The organism is Lysinibacillus macroides (assembly GCF_001281525.1).
GTDB classification, from domain to species: Bacteria; Bacillota; Bacilli; order Bacillales_A; family Planococcaceae; genus Lysinibacillus; species Lysinibacillus macroides.
The window spans coordinates 21,203-38,045 of the sequence record NZ_LGCI01000010.1 but is presented as its reverse complement, the minus strand read 5'-3'; the positions used below and the strand labels follow the sequence as shown (position 1 = coordinate 38,045).

The following is a 16,843-nucleotide window of genomic DNA, read 5'->3' as shown; positions in this document are numbered from 1 at the left end:
AGTCTTCTGTTGGTAATATATGCATCCCTAAAATAAGCAATCACTGAAGAGGGGGGAGAAAAATGAAGAAAAGACTTACTACGGTATTAACATTTGTATTATTTTTTGCATTTGGTTATACAGCTCAGGCAGAAAATCTTACTGACTATTATGCTGATGTGACAGAAAAGGATGTAAAAAATAGTATAATCCTATCGCTCGACAGCTCGAAGGCATTTGTGAATGGACACATGACTTCAGCCGTGCAGCCCATTGCTAAAGATGGCAGAACCCTTGTACCACTACGTTTCATCGCTGAAGGATTTGGTGCAAAGGTAGATTTCAACACTAAAAATCAGGCCATCACCATTAAATCCACTACTAAAACCATCACCTTGAAACTAGGAGACAAGGTGCTTACTGTAAATGGTAAAACGATACAAATGGATATTGCCGCAAGTCTTTCCAATCATTCAACATACATTCCCTTACGCTATATTGGCGAAGCCTTTGATAAAAAGGTCGTCTATCTAAACAATGCCTATCACTTAATTATTATTAGAGAGCCTCATGCCACAGCACTGGAGAATCTTAATTTAATACGTGCTTGCGAGTTGTTATATCAAGGGAAACCCATTGTTTATAGTGATCGTTTTATGGCTGTCATTAAAGAAAATGGTCAGTTATTCTCGAGTGATAATTTCTATGATTTTGAGCCATTTAATTATCAGGAATTTGCGGAGGATAAAAATACAGTCCGACTAGGCGGTATATGGTTGAAGACAGCTATGGATAATTTCTATCTACATTATGCCCATGCCACAACACAGGAATTTATTTTATACCATGTTGATGGTGAAAAGCTGACAAGGGTAGCGATTGAAAAAGCACCAATTAAGGCAGTAAAAATGTATGGCAATAATGTTTATTATGTAACACAATATATGCGCGGTATACTGGATGCCCATGAAACAAGCAACTTAAAAGTAGCAACGCTGAAAAATGAACAATGGGGATCAGATTACTTAGGCAAGCCTGGCTTCTATTATGTCTTTGATACAGAGGGCAAGGCACATGATTGGACAATTAGCGAGCAGGGTATTGAGACATTTGGCTATCAACGCTTTGGCGGTAGTGCCGAGGAACGAAAAGCAACATTTGGGCATTACCGAATCGACCTAAACGGACACCATCACGAGCTTGTAAATTGATAAATGAGTGGCTAGTTAAAGTGAGAACTTTGACTAGCCTATTTTTATGCTATTACGCTTTATTAAAGAAAGTACTGACAAGAAGAAGTGAAGATAGTGAACACTTATACATATAGCTATCAAGTCAACAGAGATTGTCGAATGCATCTCAAGATCGACCAAAAAATGGTATATAGTCTGTTTTATAGTAGAAAACGAACTGATTCGAAAAAATTTATATTATTCTACACGCTTTACTTCTCGATAAGTAAGCGTAAAATAATGCCCACCTAGTTTTTCAGGTGGGCATTGGTGTATTCTTTACTTAACTTTATCAGGAATACGGCATTCCTTTGGAATGGTTTTTGACCACGGAAGGAACTGATCAAGTGCTTCCTGATCATCTAGATCTATTTGTGGTAATTGTTCAAAAAGATAGTTTAAGTAGCTCATGGGATTTAACCGGTTCTCTTTGGCAGTTTCTACAATGCTATAGATAATGGCACTGGCAGTTGCACCTCTCATAGATTGGGAAAACAGCCACGATTTTCTCCCCATAACGAATGGTTTAATAGAACGCTCCGCTCTATTATTATCAATTTCAAGACGCCCATCTTTCATAAAGGTAATAAGTTTAGGCCATTGGTTTAAACTATAGTTAATTGCTTCACCTAGTTTGCTTTTTGGTGGAACTTGAGGGCGTTTTGATTTTAGCCATGCTAAAAAAGCATCCAACACGGGTTGACTGCGTTTTTGACGTTCTTCTTTCCGTTGTTCTGGGCTACAATTTTTGATTTCCTCATCTATCTGTTTCTCAATTTTAAATAATTGATTACAGTATTGGAGTCCTTCAGCCGCTAGAGTTGTAGATTTATCTACATTGGCAGGCAACGATTTGAGCGTTTCATCGAACTTTCTTCGTGCGTGAGCTAGACATCCAACTAACTCCACATTCTTCAAATCGTGGTATCCTGCATAACCATCGACATGAAGGTATCCCGAAAACCCCTTAAGAAATGCCTTTGGGTGCTTACTGTGGCGCGAAGTCTGGTAATCGTATAAAACAATCGGTGTTATGTCACGGCCAGATCGGTATAACCACATATAGGATTTGGAATTTGCAGCCTTTCCGGGTTCTGCTAAAACTTGAACTGTTGTTTCGTCTGCGTGCAGACGGTCAAGTTGAAGTAGAAGCTCATGCAAGCGATTGTAAAGCGGTGAGAGCCACTTCATTGAACCATATATTACCCAGTTGGCAATCGTTTGGCGTGATAGAAAGACACCAAGTCGTTCAAATTGTTTTTCAATTCGGTACAATGGCATTCCTTCTACGTATTTTTGATTCATGATATATGCCATTGAAGAAGGCGAAGCGAGACTTTTTGGAAAAACTGCCGCAGGCATTTTAGCTGTGACAATCGGTGTTTCGATTCCTTCACGTTCACATTTACGACAGCTGTAAATATGTTGAATATGCTCCACGACTTTCACTTGAGCAGGGATAATCCTTAATTCTCGTCGCGTTTCCGTACTCATTTCATGCACAGTTTCACCGCAACACAAACAGACCTGCTCTTCTTCGGATAAACGATAATGAATCGTTTCCGTAGGCAAGTTTTCAAGTTTCGCATCTCGTTGTCCTACATACTTCTTTCGATTATACGTAATCGTTTCAAGCGTAGGTTCTTCCACTTTTACATCCGCTGTGATTTCAGCTTCATTAAAAAGAGATAGTTCGATTTGATCCGGATTTGTTTTTTCACTAGATGTCCCGAATCTCTTTTGTTGGCTTAGTCGGAATTGTTCTTCCAACCATTTTACTTTTGCCTCTAGGACTTCTTTTTGTTTTTCTAAATCCGCATTTTTTGCTGCGAGTTCTTCAATTGTATCTTGTAGTTCATGCGTATTTTTTTCCATGAAAATAGAATACCATAAAGAGAGGTGACATGGATTGTCAACTCTCTTTAAATGATAAATTTTGCATCCATTTTTTGATGTGCTTGTTTTTGTTCTAATGGAAGTCCATCAAGCAACCAATTTAATTGGCGAGGACTAATGCATTGAGGGTTGGATGTTTGTTCGTCTGGCCATTGAAAAATGCCTTTTTCAAGACGGCGATAATACAACCAAAACCCATTATGATCCCAATGGAGAATCTTTAACTTATCTCGTTTGCGATTACAGAAGACAAATAGATTGGAAGAGAAAGGATCCAGTTGAAAACTCATTTGAACAATCGCTGCCAATCCATCGATCGACTTTCGCAAATCTGTTGAACCCGTCGCTAAATAGACTCGTTCAATGGGTGTTTTACTTAACATGTGACTGAAGAACCTGAAGCACTTCATTAAAAAGTGCATGATTGAAGCCTTCTTTAATTTCAATTGAAACATCTCCTACCTTAACTGTTAAAGTAGATGTTTCTTCAATCGAATTGGATGAATCGATGGCAACCCATTGTGTAAGAGGATAAGCGACGTGAGTCGGTTCAGTATCCAATCGTTTCATCCAGCTATACATACTTTGGACACCTACTTGATTTTGTTTACACCAAGCTTTTACACTTGGCACTCCACTGGATCTACAGGCATCGATGCGTTCTTGCCACATCTGTTTTCGTTCCTCTGGTGACATAAAAAACCTCCTAACAATTGATGTTAATGTGATTATCACAAAACTCGGCAATTATTAGAAGGTGTGTAGTATTTGGCGCTTACCTCGATAAAATCACAATAACCAATTAAAAATCAAACTATAAGAAATAATGTTGTCTACGTCGTTTATTGTTTCAAAATACATTATTGATCGAGTGATAAAGGAGAGTATAAAATATTTTGTGTAAATAGAAAATTCCATAGAAAAAGGAAGACCCTTTCTTGGTAGAATTAAGTCACCACAACCAATCCTAGAAAAGAGGTCTTCCCTATGAATCAGTTTACAACAGAAATTGTCGATGCACTAGTCAAAAAACAAGATATTACCGAGGTTTTTCGTTCGCACTTGGAAATGGCGATCAACTCGCTACTGGCGACAGAGCTGACGGAATTTTTGGATTACGAAAAATACGATCGTATCGGGTTCAACTCAGGCAATTCTCGCAATGGGTCTTATTCGCGTACACTTCACACGGAGTACGGCGATTTAACGCTTCAAATCCCGCGGGATCGCAACGGTGAGTTTAAACAACAGACAGTGGTACCATATAAGCGCTCGAACGATACGCTGGAAGAAACGGTCATTCACTTGTTCAAAAAAGGCATTACGATGGCGGAAATTGCGCAATTAATTGAGAAAATGTATGGGCATCACTATACGCCGCAAACGATTTCGAATATGACAAAGGCTGTTTCAGAAACGGTAGAAGCCTTTAATAACCGTCCTTTGCACAATCGTTACGTATGCGTGTATTTAGACGCGACGTATATTGCCGTGCGTCGTGATACGGTGTCAAAAGAGGCCGTCTATATTGCAGTTGGTATTCGTGAAGACGGCTCTAAAGAAGTGCTTGGCTATACGATTGCCCCAACAGAATCGGCCTACAACTGGCAGGAGCTACTACAAGAGCTCAAAGACCGTGGTGTAGAAGACGTACTTTTATTCGTATCAGACGGCTTAAAAGGCATGGCAGACGCTGTGTTTAATGTGTTTCCAAAGGCAAAATATCAGGTGTGCCTTGTCCATGTGGCACGCAATATCATGCATAAAGTCCGAGTAGAAGATCGCAAGGAAGTGTGCGAGGATTTTAAAACGATTCACCAGGCAAAGAACGCTGAAGCAGCGAAAAAAGCGCTCGAGACGTTCTGCGAAAAATGGGGCAAATCGTATAAAAAAGTCGCACAAGGCTTACTCGAAAACCCGTATTTACTGACGTTTTACGGCTTTCCCAAGGCGATTTGGCGAAGCATCTACTCGACGAATTTAATCGAGTCGTTCAATAAGCAAATCAAAAAATATACAAAGCGCAAGGAACAGTTCCCGAACGAAGAATCGTTGGAGCGCTTTTTAGTGACGCAGTTCGAAGACTATAATCAACGTTTCGCCACACGCTGCCACATCGGCTTCAATCAGGCCCGTGCAAAGCTAGAAGAAATGTTTGAGCAGCTGCACGAACCGGCAAACTAGACCGGGACGCGCCAGCGCGAAATTTGAGTGTGTAGGAAAGGGCTAGCCCTTTCCTACACACTCAAATCAACACTTCGAACAAGTACAATTGAATACACAGGTGATGAGTTCCCTTGAACGGGTGAATCGTCATTTACACAAAAATATTGACAGTACCTGATAAAGTTGTACGTGAAAGATTAGATGCTTATATATATGAAGAAATACTTATTTTAGTTATGAGTTTATAGATTTCTAGTTATGAAATTAATGGAAGATAATCAAAAAATATTGAAAATTACCTATTTTTATAGTATTATTAAGTTTAATATTTCATCATCAACAGATGTGATTGATATTTTAGAATGTAATCGAGCTTGACTGAAGTAGTGCTAGTGTAATTTCTAAAGGGATTAGAGACAACTCAGCGACAATAACAAAGCACATTAGCAAAGCTAGTTCAACCACAAGTTATGGTAAAGAGCCAATATCGAATATCCTTAAATAAGATTGAAAGTAGGGATGATGAAAATATTACATTAAATATCTTAATCAATTTATTTTTCGATTAAAAAGTTGGGAGGTTTTTAAATTAAAAAATTAGCCAATATTACTGCAAGGTTTGGGTCTATTATAGGTCTTATAGCATTATTTTTAGCGCTGTCCGATTATTCTGTTAGCATTCATACTATTGGTATACTCATGACTATTGCTATACTTAGTGGAATTTTAGGGGGTATATTAGGGGATTTTAGTAAACTGACACTCTTTGCTCTTTTAATGTCTTTATTAGCAGTTTTTGCATATTTTTTTATCAGTAAAGGCATTTTATTCAAAGCCTTTCTTTTTACAAGTGTAGTTCTAATAATTGCTGATATAATAATTAGCCAAAAAAACACACGACATAAAAATAGAAGAAAAGACTATATTTAATCCATGGTAAAAATATTTTTTCATTACTCTAAAAATGGGTCAAACCATTGATATACTAATGTCTATAGAAGGAGAGATAGTTATGAAACTAAATAAGTTATTTTCTACAATTATGATTTTTTGTTTAATATATTCGACATTAATGTTTAATCCTAGTACTGCTAAAGCACAAGAGAATACTAATACTCAAAATGTGAAATTTACTCCTTTTAATGTTAGTGATACATACAGTAAAGTTAAGGTAGAGAATTTAGAAACTGGTGAAGTAGAGTATTTAGAATCAATACTTGAAGATGGAAAATATGTTCATTATGTGTTCTCGGATAGTGGTGAATTGAAGCATAAAATCGAAGCAATTGGAAACAAAATTTATGTTGATGGTGAGGTTTTTGCTGAGATTTCTGAAATTACAGAGGAGTTACAAGGAGATCCTGCTCTAATTAAGAACAATGAATTCACTACTCAAGCAATAAAATGGGAATATATATCTACAAGTTCTGGAAATAGTTCTTGGAAATATGCGCAAGCTAGTCTGATAGCAGGTGTCATCGCTACACTTTTAGGTGTTCCTGCTGGGTGGGCAATACCAATGAGCATTGCATCCACTTTCGCAAGTTTAGAATTAACTACAGTTTATTATAAAAAATCTCATTATGTGGATGCAAATAGAACATTTAATACTTGTAAGCGTGCCTCTAACACTTCTTTTTATAAGTACTCAAATTATACTGGACTGATTGAAATTACTGGTCTCGTTCAAGAATACATAGACCCATGTAATTCAGGATATTAATTCTAATAAATAAACTAGATTTTGATTTTAGGCATGAAAATGGGACAAGTATTAATAAATGGCTCTTCACCAAATAAAATGTATCCTATAAAAGCTAGAATAATACGCTCTTTATTAGGTAAACTGATTAAGAACAAAAATTACTAAAGCGTATTCTTATGTAAATGCAGTTAGCGAAAAAGATATTACTATCTATAGAGATGAATTTAGAGCAATTGTTATTAAAATATGAAAAAGAAAAATTAAGAGAGACCTTTGAAAGTAAAAATTTCGATATGAACCTAGTGGGGATTGAATGAACATTATTAGCTCTAATAAGAATGTTTTTCAACAGCTATCAGCAATTTTCTCCGAACCATGGCTTTGTCACGATGAAAGATGGGGATTATCAAATAGGGCTAGTTAAAGTGAGAACTTTGACTAGCCTATTTTTATGCTATTATGATAATTTAAAGAACGTAATGGTGAGAAGGAGCGAAGGTAGTGAAAACATATACATACAAGCAGCCCGCAGCAATCGAGTCCACAGAGGTTATCGACATCCTCAATGAAGCAGGGCAAGTATCATCGACAGTGCAGCGCATTTACACGAATGCACTAAAAAAAGCGTTTGATCGCACAATGGACTATCGTTATTTTGTGCGCTTTGATGTAAAGGATATCCAGGGGCAGCCTCTTTTTAGCTGTAAAAAAGTAACGCGTCGTGGTCGTGTCCATTTCCAAGGTAAGGATTTCGTCACAGGCAAGAACTACACGATTGCCTATGATGGCTGGCAAATTATGATTCCTGATTTATTGATTACCGACGGAGCGCAGCAGATCAAGCTAAACAAGGAAATGGAGGGCTGGTCTGTTTTTACAGTGGAGGATCAACCAATAGCCCGCTGGCAGGCAATTTTTTATGAAACCTATTTTGCGATTACGCTAGAAATCGAGGATAGCAGCCCTATTCAGCACGAAGCATTTTTTATTGCAATTGGACAGGCTGTATTGTTTATTGGGGCATAAAGAAAAAAGTTGGGTAATAAAACACATAATTTAGGCGATAAAACATAAAAGTTGGGCAATAAAACGTATATGTTTAGCAATAACTATCAAAGGTAACAGCCCCCTCTATGGAGGAGGCTGCTTTTATTACATGTCGATCATTTCATGGGCAAGCTTTTTGCGACTAATCCAATAGCCTTGTAGGGCAAAGACGATCAGTGTCGCAGCTAGAAAGGCGATGCTTGTAATGCCTAATGTCAAGAAGTCATAGGATACTTTCTCAATAAAGCCTAGCATTGTCGTTAAAACTAACCCGATAAATGTGCCGACCGTAAGACCATAGAGTACAAACGATAGGACTTGTGTCAAGATCAGCTTCATTAAACCATTTGGTGATAAGCCAATTAATCGTTGAATGGCGTAATCGCTGCGCTTTGTATAAATCGTATGCAACAATGTTTGCAAAACACCAAGGCAAGTCGCCGCAATTAAAATCACAAAGACACCAACAAATAGGCTCCAGCGCTGGAAGAGCATTTCATTGGATTGCTCAATCATCGTTGCTTTATCTGTAAATTTCAAGGCTGGCCAGCGCTCTTTTAAGAATGCTAAATCAGCCAAAGCTTTGTCAGGGTTAGCTGTTTCAACCATAATGTCTTCAATGATTGTGTAATCCCGAGCAGTGAGGAAGGATGACCAATCAACAATTAAATCAGCATGATGAATAGGTGCATCAATAATCCCGATAATCTGTAATTCGCCAGTAGGCCTATCCTGCTGGGCATCAAAATCGTAGGAGCCAATCGTGACACGATCACCAACCGATAAATGATGATGATGTGCAAAGCTCTGTGTTACTATAAGTCCATCCTGCAAATTGCCCTCGATTTTTGACAGCTTTCCCATTTGTACTAATTTCTCAATATTGATCGTTGTATAATTCTCTGGTAGCCATTTTTGTCCGAGTTGTAGCGCAATATACGTATTATTCCCTTGTGCATAAGCATATTGCACGCTTGGCAATGCTTCGATTTCCTGTAAAATTGTGGGCGTAAGGGTTGGGTCATCTAGTTCATTCTTAATTTTTATAGCTGTATCATATTGCGATTCCGTGTAGGCAAGTTCGTTGTGCTGTAAGGTTTTCATTAATGAGCTACCAAAGGTTAAAATGACCATTAAGCCAATAATGCTGAGTACAATCGGCATATTTTTGCGTACTTGTGGCATAAGTTGCTGGCACGCTAAATAGGCTTCTTTGCCAAGTACCTTCCGAATCGGCTTTAAAGCTATATAAAGAATGGCTTTAAACAGGTAGGGGATTAATAGTAGTAAAATCCCACAGACAAGTAATGAACCGATTAAAATAAATAGTGCACCTTGACCACTTCCTGTTCCTACTAATTGTGCCTGCCAAAATAATAGGAAGGCGATCACACTTATGATACTGACCATAATCGTTTTCCACTTTGTCCAACGTAGCTGCAAGTTTTCATTGTCTGAAGCGATTTGTAATGGCAGCAGTCTGGAGCTTTTCGCTACTTGCCATTGTGTCAGCGCCTGAAGAATTAACAAGCTGGAAAGGGCAATCACTAGTACAAAGACAATAGGCAGTTCCGTTCTAGCATCTGGTAAATGTAAAAGGCTAATTAATTGTGGTAGCCAGATTTTTATTACCAGAAGGCTCATCGTTGTTCCAAGCATAACACCAAAGCTAATAATAAGTGATAATTGCAGCTTAACAATACGCCCAACTTGTTGCACTGATGCCCCAAGAGCTCGTAAAATCATGAGCTGCTCTTTCATTTTATAGAATAAGAGCTGGAAGGTGGACAGCAATAAAACACTTGAAATGAGTAAAATAAAAACAGAAAGCACAATCATAAAAACCATTAAGCTCTGTAAATTTGTTTTAATTAAATCATAATCATTCATGATATCTACACGCAATGTTTTATCGAGCTGTTTGATTTCTGCGCCTACTACCTTGGCACGCCCCTCATCTGTTTTGATGAGTGTAAATATCCCCGCAGTTTGTGGTTGACTATTATTCATCCATTTTTTCACAATATCATTAGACAACAAGATAATATTAGGACTGTCAGTGCCCTTGATAGTTGGTAAAATTTCTTGGACAATAAAATTCTCTGACTGAATATGAATGGAGTCTCCCACACGTTTATTGAAAATACGTGCAACATTTTCAGAAAGAATCGCATCCTTAGGACCAAGATTTACCTCAAAATGGTAGCGACTTTTGACAAGGTCATCATTTTCGACGCCAACGGTATAAAAAACGATATTCTTTTCTTGTTCAACTGTTGTATGAGCTAAAGATATACTGGACACTTGTGTGACGCCTGCTAAGGTAGAAAAATCTTCTACTTGTTGTGTGGTTAACAGCTTGGCTTGATCGGGATTATAACCGACCATTAAATCCATTTCCCCATACAGTGCTTGGATATCAGCCTTCATTTGGCTATTGGCATTCCAAATGTAGACAGTCATCGTCATCACAAGGCAAATTGAGATTGTGATAATACTAATACTCATTAGGACATTTGCCCAAGCAGCACGAAAAAGCTTCATGGCAATGGTACGCATCGTAAACAATATCAATCACCCCTCGTAATTTGCTTAAATTTCATTAAAATACAATCCAAATCCTCTTTATTTTGCTGGTTTTGATAGGAATCCACAATCGCCCCATCATGGAAGAACAATACCCGATTGGCATAGATCGCCACATAAGGGTCATGTGTAACGAGTAAAATTGTTTGCTGGTTCTTTTGTTGCAAATCGACAAGCAGTGCTAAAATCTCATCTGTTGTATTGACATCCAATGCCCCTGTCGGCTCATCTGCCAGCAAAATAGGTGGGTTGGCAATCAATGCACGTGCAATGGCGACACGCTGCTTTTGTCCACCCGATAGCTCATGTGGTCGATGCTTCGCCCAAGCGGCAATCGCTAATTGTTCCATCATCTGCTGCACACGTAGCTTAATATCTTTGCTAGCCACATTATTTAAAATAAGGGGCAGCGCAATATTATCTTCCACCGACAAGTCCTTTAATAGATGAAAGGATTGGAAGATAAAGCCGATATTTTCTTTTCGGAATTGCGATGCATTTGGCTCTTGATAAATAGCCTGAGCTTCCTTGCCAAATAAAAATAATGCCCCGTCTGTTGGCTCATCAATGGCACTGATCATATTAAGCAAGGTGCTTTTTCCAGAGCCACTTGTCCCCATGATCGCCACCATCTCCCCTTGATAAATGGTGCAATGGATATTTTTTAAGGCGTTTACGGTATGATGCTTTTGCTGATAAATTTTGGACATCCCTTCAACACGTAATACCTCTGTTAAACGTCCTTCAGGGATGGGAATTGCATTAATGACTTCTTTCAGCGGATTGAACCCACTCATCGAGATATGCCCCCTTTAATTGTTGTCGTAATGCTTGTAAACCACGGCGAATATGTGTTTTTACAGTACCCTCAGGACATTGCAGGATCACAGCAATATCTTTTACAGAGTAATCCTGATAAAAACGCAGCAGGAGTACGGTTTTATACTTGTCCTCAAGCTGACAGAGTGCCTGCCATAAATCTAGTTCTTCCTCGATATATGTAGGGGATGTACTGTTTAAATCTGCTAAGGACTGTGGTTCAACAAGCTGAATGGTATTTTTCTTAGCCATATATGTTTTACAGCAATTGATCATAATGCGGGTGAGCCAGGTGGCAAAATAGCGAGGCTCCTTTAATTGTGGCAAGCCCTCATAAGCACGAATAATCGTTTGCTGAAAAACTTCTATGGCATCATTTTCATTTTGTACATAAACATAGGCCATACGATAAAGCTTATGCTGTTCCTGCTCAATTAGCTGGTAAAATGCCTCCTCATCGCCATGTTGAGCGAGGACCACTAATGATTGTTGTGTTGTTGTAATGAAAATCGCCTCCTTTACAGCTATTAGACTCAGCAAGTTATGATTTCGATTCAAGTTTTTATTTTAATGAAAAAGTTTCTAGCTATGGATAGAGCAGGTGCTGTGATCGGGATAATATAAAGGGGTAATGGGTTGTGATTACCAAAAGGAATTTCAGGTTTCAATGTTGAGCAATTAAATAAACAGGGTATACACACATTTCACAACAGCCGCAAGCACAAGTACCGGAATCGTGAATGCTAGTTTTTATAGTGTAAGCCTCTTTGTTAACTAGTAGGTGCGAATGTGAAGCAAACATGATTCCCCAGGGAGATTCGCACCTATAAAACAACCAATTTTCCATTGAAATGGAAGGAAGCTTAGGTTATTATGACCTTATAGATTTATTTTATAATGAAAATCAATTATAAATATTATTTTTATATTGCTTTTCACAGTCTCTCTTTGTATGAAGAGAGTCTCTCTTTGTACAACAATTACTGCACTTAGTCGCACAAATATTGGTCTCTCTTTGTATGAAGAGAGTCTCTCTTTGTATGAAGAGAGTGGATTGAAATCACAACCACAACAGTGTTAGACCATCAAAACGACGTCTCTCTTTGTATGAAGAGAGTGGATTGAAATTTTGCTTTATTTATTACGCCATCCACAACACCGGTCTCTCTTTGTATGAAGAGAGTGGATTGAAATCCCTATAACCGTCTATTCGTGGGCTACACGCTCTTGGTCTCTCTTTGTATGAAGAGAGTGGATTGAAATCTGTTGTTGCAAGCTATCAATTCGCATACTACCTGTCTCTCTTTGTATGAAGAGAGTGGATTGAAATCATTTTTTGCAACTTCCACTGTTTGAATGTTTGTGTCTCTCTTTGTATGAAGAGAGTGGATTGAAATTGGTCGTGAGTCTCGTAGTGATGAGGGAGAAAATAGTCTCTCTTTGTATGAAGAGAGTGGATTGAAATAAATTACGATCTGAAAGATAGTACGACAATGATAGGTCTCTCTTTGTATGAAGAGAGTGGATTGAAATGAGGGACGTGTATGGCTTTATAATGCGCCAAAAGTCTCTCTTTGTATGAAGAGAGTGGATTGAAATAACTGTTAAACCATGTACATCATTAAATCTAAAGTCTCTCTTTGTATGAAGAGAGTGGATTGAAATATTACGCTGAATCATGGAAATTTCTTTTGCCATGTCTCTCTTTGTATGAAGAGAGTGGATTGAAATAAGACGTGTGATTTTTTGGATTGGCTTGTCCTTGTCTCTCTTTGTATGAAGAGAGTGGATTGAAATATGCTATCACCTACCTTCCTATATTTTTATGTCGCATGTCTCTCTTTGTATGAAGAGAGTGGATTGAAATTTGCCACTAGCAACAGCTCCCATGCTGTTATCTGTCTCTCTTTGTATGAAGAGAGTGGATTGAAATTTATTTTAATGTTTACAATGCAGTGGGAACGCTAACGTCTCTCTTTGTATGAAGAGAGTGGATTGAAATTGCAACCTCAGACCAAATGAATCGTGCTTTGCGTGTCTCTCTTTGTATGAAGAGAGTGGATTGAAATCTTAAGAATCGAATCTTGATAAGCAGTTATCGGTCTCTCTTTGTATGAAGAGAGTGGATTGAAATTGTCTAAAGATAAAAATAAATCTCGTTTAGCTAGTCTCTCTTTGTATGAAGAGAGTGGATTGAAATCTCATACGCTCTAAGTATTCAACAACAGCCGTAGGTCTCTCTTTGTATGAAGAGAGTGGATTGAAATAATTCGTCTCGTAGAAGGTAATAACCATATATGTCGTCTCTCTTTGTATGAAGAGAGTGGATTGAAATCACAACTAATACTGTGGAGGACATCATCGAATTGTCTCTCTTTGTATGAAGAGAGTGGATTGAAATAATACCTTTGATTAAACCCTCGTTAATGTTGACGTCTCTCTTTGTATGAAGAGAGTGGATTGAAATCAGCAAATCGTTTGTATCAATCCTACCCATCAGCTGTCTCTCTTTGTATGAAGAGAGTGGATTGAAATTCACGGAATAACAAACCACACGCTGCGAAGTCTGTCTCTCTTTGTATGAAGAGAGTGGATTGAAATATCATCTCGCCACTTGTTTGGTTTGCTGAATACGTCTCTCTTTGTATGAAGAGAGTGGATTGAAATGATAAAAGGAACGATTTCCCACTTGACGCTCACCGTCTCTCTTTGTATGAAGAGAGTGGATTGAAATCAGTTACATATTTAATATCTCTTAGTAGAACATCGTCTCTCTTTGTATGAAGAGAGTGGATTGAAATGATCACCTAACACCTTCATAGCAGGAGAATTTTTCGTCTCTCTTTGTATGAAGAGAGTGGATTGAAATAGTTGTACCATATGGCAAGTCGCATAAAATCATGTCTCTCTTTGTATGAAGAGAGTGGATTGAAATTGTTAAAAATGTATCTAATGGCATACTGTCTTTTGTCTCTCTTTGTATGAAGAGAGTGGATTGAAATTTTAAAGACCTCGTGAGTGTTTATATCATAGTCGTCTCTCTTTGTATGAAGAGAGTGGATTGAAATTTGCTTGATATTTAAAACGATGATAAATAACGTGGTCTCTCTTTGTATGAAGAGAGTGGATTGAAATGCTCCCATCATGCTACGTCTACGCCAGTGCATGAGTCTCTCTTTGTATGAAGAGAGTGGATTGAAATTCCCTTTATTTATGTATTTTATCTATTTTGTTAGTCTCTCTTTGTATGAAGAGAGTGGATTGAAATCAATCAACTCCTTAGTTTATATTTTGTTTTGCTCGTCTCTCTTTGTATGAAGAGAGTGGATTGAAATGTTTGAAAATCAGTAAAATAAAGATGGTATCCTTGTCTCTCTTTGTATGAAGAGAGTGGATTGAAATTGATAATGGTAAGTTGCCCTATCATGAGTATTTGTCTCTCTTTGTATGAAGAGAGTGGATTGAAATTTGATTCGTGCTTACTATCCATATATATACAATAGTCTCTCTTTGTATGAAGAGAGTGGATTGAAATATCAATGTATACATCATCGCGAGCTAATACGTTGTCTCTCTTTGTATGAAGAGAGTGGATTGAAATGGGTTGCGTAGTAGCAACTGGCAACACACTAAGTGTCTCTCTTTGTATGAAGAGAGTGGATTGAAATATTTGCGGCTGTTGCATCAGCAATTGCTATGGTAGTCTCTCTTTGTATGAAGAGAGTGGATTGAAATTGCAAGCTCTCGCCTTTTCTTTAGTATCATTAACGTCTCTCTTTGTATGAAGAGAGTGGATTGAAATTGATAATGGTAAGTTGCCCTATCATGAGTATTGTCTCTCTTTGTATGAAGAGAGTGGATTGAAATGGTAATGTTCCTATTGATCCAAGAGAAAACGAAAGTCTCTCTTTGTATGAAGAGAGTGGATTGAAATATTTTAATGGATTCCTTCAAATCATTCCCTCTCTGTCTCTCTTTGTATGAAGAGAGTGGATTGAAATGGCCCTAAGTCCTCGAGTGGTGTACCAAATAAGTCTCTCTTTGTATGAAGAGAGTGGATTGAAATAATTTACAACGTGAAAAAGTAATCAATGGCGATTGTCTCTCTTTGTATGAAGAGAGTGGATTGAAATATAACCAAATAAGTTTTGTAAAGTATATCCTTGCGTCTCTCTTTGTATGAAGAGAGTGGATTGAAATCATATCGAGTTGATAATTTGCTAAAAACTGCTCGTCTCTCTTTGTATGAAGAGAGTGGATTGAAATAGCCTATTTATCCAATCAATCCTAATAAAGCAGCGTCTCTCTTTGTATGAAGAGAGTGGATTGAAATCCACCGCATCTTTTGCTGTGTTAATAGGTGTCATAGTCTCTCTTTGTATGAAGAGAGTGGATTGAAATTCCAACCTGAATTGACATCTCATATACTCCCTGTCTCTCTTTGTATGAAGAGAGTGGATTGAAATCGGAATTTGGAGGTGTTGAACTGTGAAATATATAAGTCTCTCTTTGTATGAAGAGAGTGGATTGAAATAGGTGCTTCTCTTTTTATGTTGCTGGCATCAAAGTCTCTCTTTGTATGAAGAGAGTGGATTGAAATTATTATTTTGTTACTGTTTGTCGAATTTTTTAGTCTCTCTTTGTATGAAGAGAGTGGATTGAAATTATGCAGAGCTGGCTTGTACATTAACCAGCAGTTGTCTCTCTTTGTATGAAGAGAGTGGATTGAAATAATGTCTGGTCATCGTGGGAATGGTCGTAAAACATGTCTCTCTTTGTATGAAGAGAGTGGATTGAAATTTAATAAACGTATCTGATTTAGCTTGTTTGCCGTAGTCTCTCTTTGTATGAAGAGAGTGGATTGAAATTACTAAATTTTTCTTGTGAAACCCATTGTAGATGTCTCTCTTTGTATGAAGAGAGTGGATTGAAATCAATGGAATTTTATAATTAGGGAACTTGTACTCGTCTCTCTTTGTATGAAGAGAGTGGATTGAAATCCCCCAGCTCACAACAAAATACAAAGGTCTTTTGAGTCTCTCTTTGTATGAAGAGAGTGGATTGAAATTGCTCGCAATTGTTGCAAGATGTAAAGCCAGCTCGGTCTCTCTTTGTATGAAGAGAGTGGATTGAAATTACATCTGCTAATGCTGCATCTAAGCCCAAGCTTTCGGTCTCTCTTTGTATGAAGAGAGTGGATTGAAATTACATCTGCTAATGCTGCATCTAAGCCCAAGCTTTCGGTCTCTCTTTGTATGAAGAGAGTGGATTGAAATTACATGTTCAATTATTAATCGAGGCGCTTTTGATGGTCTCTCTTTGTATGAAGAGAGTGGATTGAAATACTCCTTATTTGAAGAAATAAAAACACCCTATTTGTCTCTCTTTGTATGAAGAGAGTGGATTGAAATAA

General features: G+C 37.8%; 10 protein-coding genes and 1 CRISPR repeat array. Of the genes, 4 read left to right on the top strand and 6 right to left on the bottom strand.

Features of this window, described 5'->3' with window-relative positions:
• Positions 1–62 precede the first annotated feature (62 nt).
• Positions 63–1,190 carry a copper amine oxidase N-terminal domain-containing protein gene (locus ADM90_RS14965; protein ID WP_053995761.1) on the top strand — a complete coding sequence of 376 codons (1,128 nt, stop codon included), beginning with the start codon at positions 63–65 and terminating at the stop codon, positions 1,188–1,190.
• Positions 1,191–1,490: 300 nt separating this feature from the next.
• On the opposite strand, the gene tnpC is transcribed toward ADM90_RS14965, so the two are convergent.
• From tnpC to tnpA, 3 genes are read right to left on the bottom strand one after another with little or no spacing between them, the layout of a single operon-like run.
• Complete coding sequence (gene tnpC / locus ADM90_RS14960) at positions 1,491–3,086, bottom strand: IS66 family transposase (protein WP_053993086.1); 1,596 nt, start codon at positions 3,084–3,086, stop codon at positions 1,491–1,493.
• A 47-nt stretch (positions 3,087–3,133) separates the two neighbouring features.
• Positions 3,134–3,490 carry an IS66 family insertion sequence element accessory protein TnpB gene (tnpB, locus tag ADM90_RS14955; RefSeq protein ID WP_053994328.1) on the bottom strand — a complete coding sequence of 119 codons (357 nt, stop codon included), beginning with the start codon at positions 3,488–3,490 and terminating at the stop codon, positions 3,134–3,136.
• A complete protein-coding gene (tnpA, locus tag ADM90_RS14950; RefSeq protein ID WP_053993084.1) occupies positions 3,480–3,803 on the bottom strand; it encodes an IS66 family insertion sequence element accessory protein TnpA in 324 nt (107 codons plus the stop codon). The genes tnpB and tnpA overlap by 11 nt, the downstream gene beginning before the upstream one ends.
• 291 nt (positions 3,804–4,094) lie before the next feature.
• Here tnpA and ADM90_RS14945 point away from each other — a divergent pair, with 291 nt between their 5' ends.
• From ADM90_RS14945 to ADM90_RS14935, 3 genes are all read left to right on the top strand, one after another.
• A complete protein-coding gene (locus ADM90_RS14945; RefSeq protein WP_053993757.1) occupies positions 4,095–5,291 on the top strand; it encodes an IS256 family transposase in 1,197 nt (398 codons plus the stop codon).
• A 994-nt stretch (positions 5,292–6,285) separates the two neighbouring features.
• Positions 6,286–6,996, top strand: coding sequence for a hypothetical protein (locus ADM90_RS14940; RefSeq protein WP_053995760.1), 711 nt, complete (start codon positions 6,286–6,288; stop codon positions 6,994–6,996).
• A 483-nt stretch (positions 6,997–7,479) separates the two neighbouring features.
• A complete protein-coding gene (locus tag ADM90_RS14935) occupies positions 7,480–8,004 on the top strand; it encodes a tubby C-terminal domain-like protein (protein WP_053995759.1) in 525 nt (174 codons plus the stop codon).
• 126 nt (positions 8,005–8,130) lie between these two features.
• On the opposite strand, the gene ADM90_RS14930 is transcribed toward ADM90_RS14935, so the two are convergent.
• Genes ADM90_RS14930 through ADM90_RS14920 form a run of 3 tightly spaced genes read right to left on the bottom strand, consistent with a single transcriptional unit; the run spans position 8,131 to position 11,970 of the window.
• Entirely contained in the window at positions 8,131–10,584 is a 2,454-nt protein-coding gene (locus ADM90_RS14930) for an ABC transporter permease (RefSeq protein WP_235473707.1), read from the bottom strand.
• 11 nt (positions 10,585–10,595) lie between these two features.
• On the bottom strand, positions 10,596–11,321 hold the full coding sequence (locus ADM90_RS14925) for an ABC transporter ATP-binding protein (RefSeq protein WP_053996694.1): 726 nt from the start codon (positions 11,319–11,321) through the stop codon (positions 10,596–10,598).
• 52 nt (positions 11,322–11,373) lie between these two features.
• Positions 11,374–11,970, bottom strand: a complete 597-nt coding sequence (locus ADM90_RS14920; protein WP_235473594.1) for a sigma-70 family RNA polymerase sigma factor — start codon at positions 11,968–11,970, stop codon at positions 11,374–11,376.
• 488 nt (positions 11,971–12,458) lie between these two features.
• Positions 12,459–16,841: a CRISPR direct-repeat array (repeat unit 33 nt; unit sequence GTCTCTCTTTGTATGAAGAGAGTGGATTGAAAT).
• Positions 16,842–16,843: the final 2 nt, after the last annotated feature.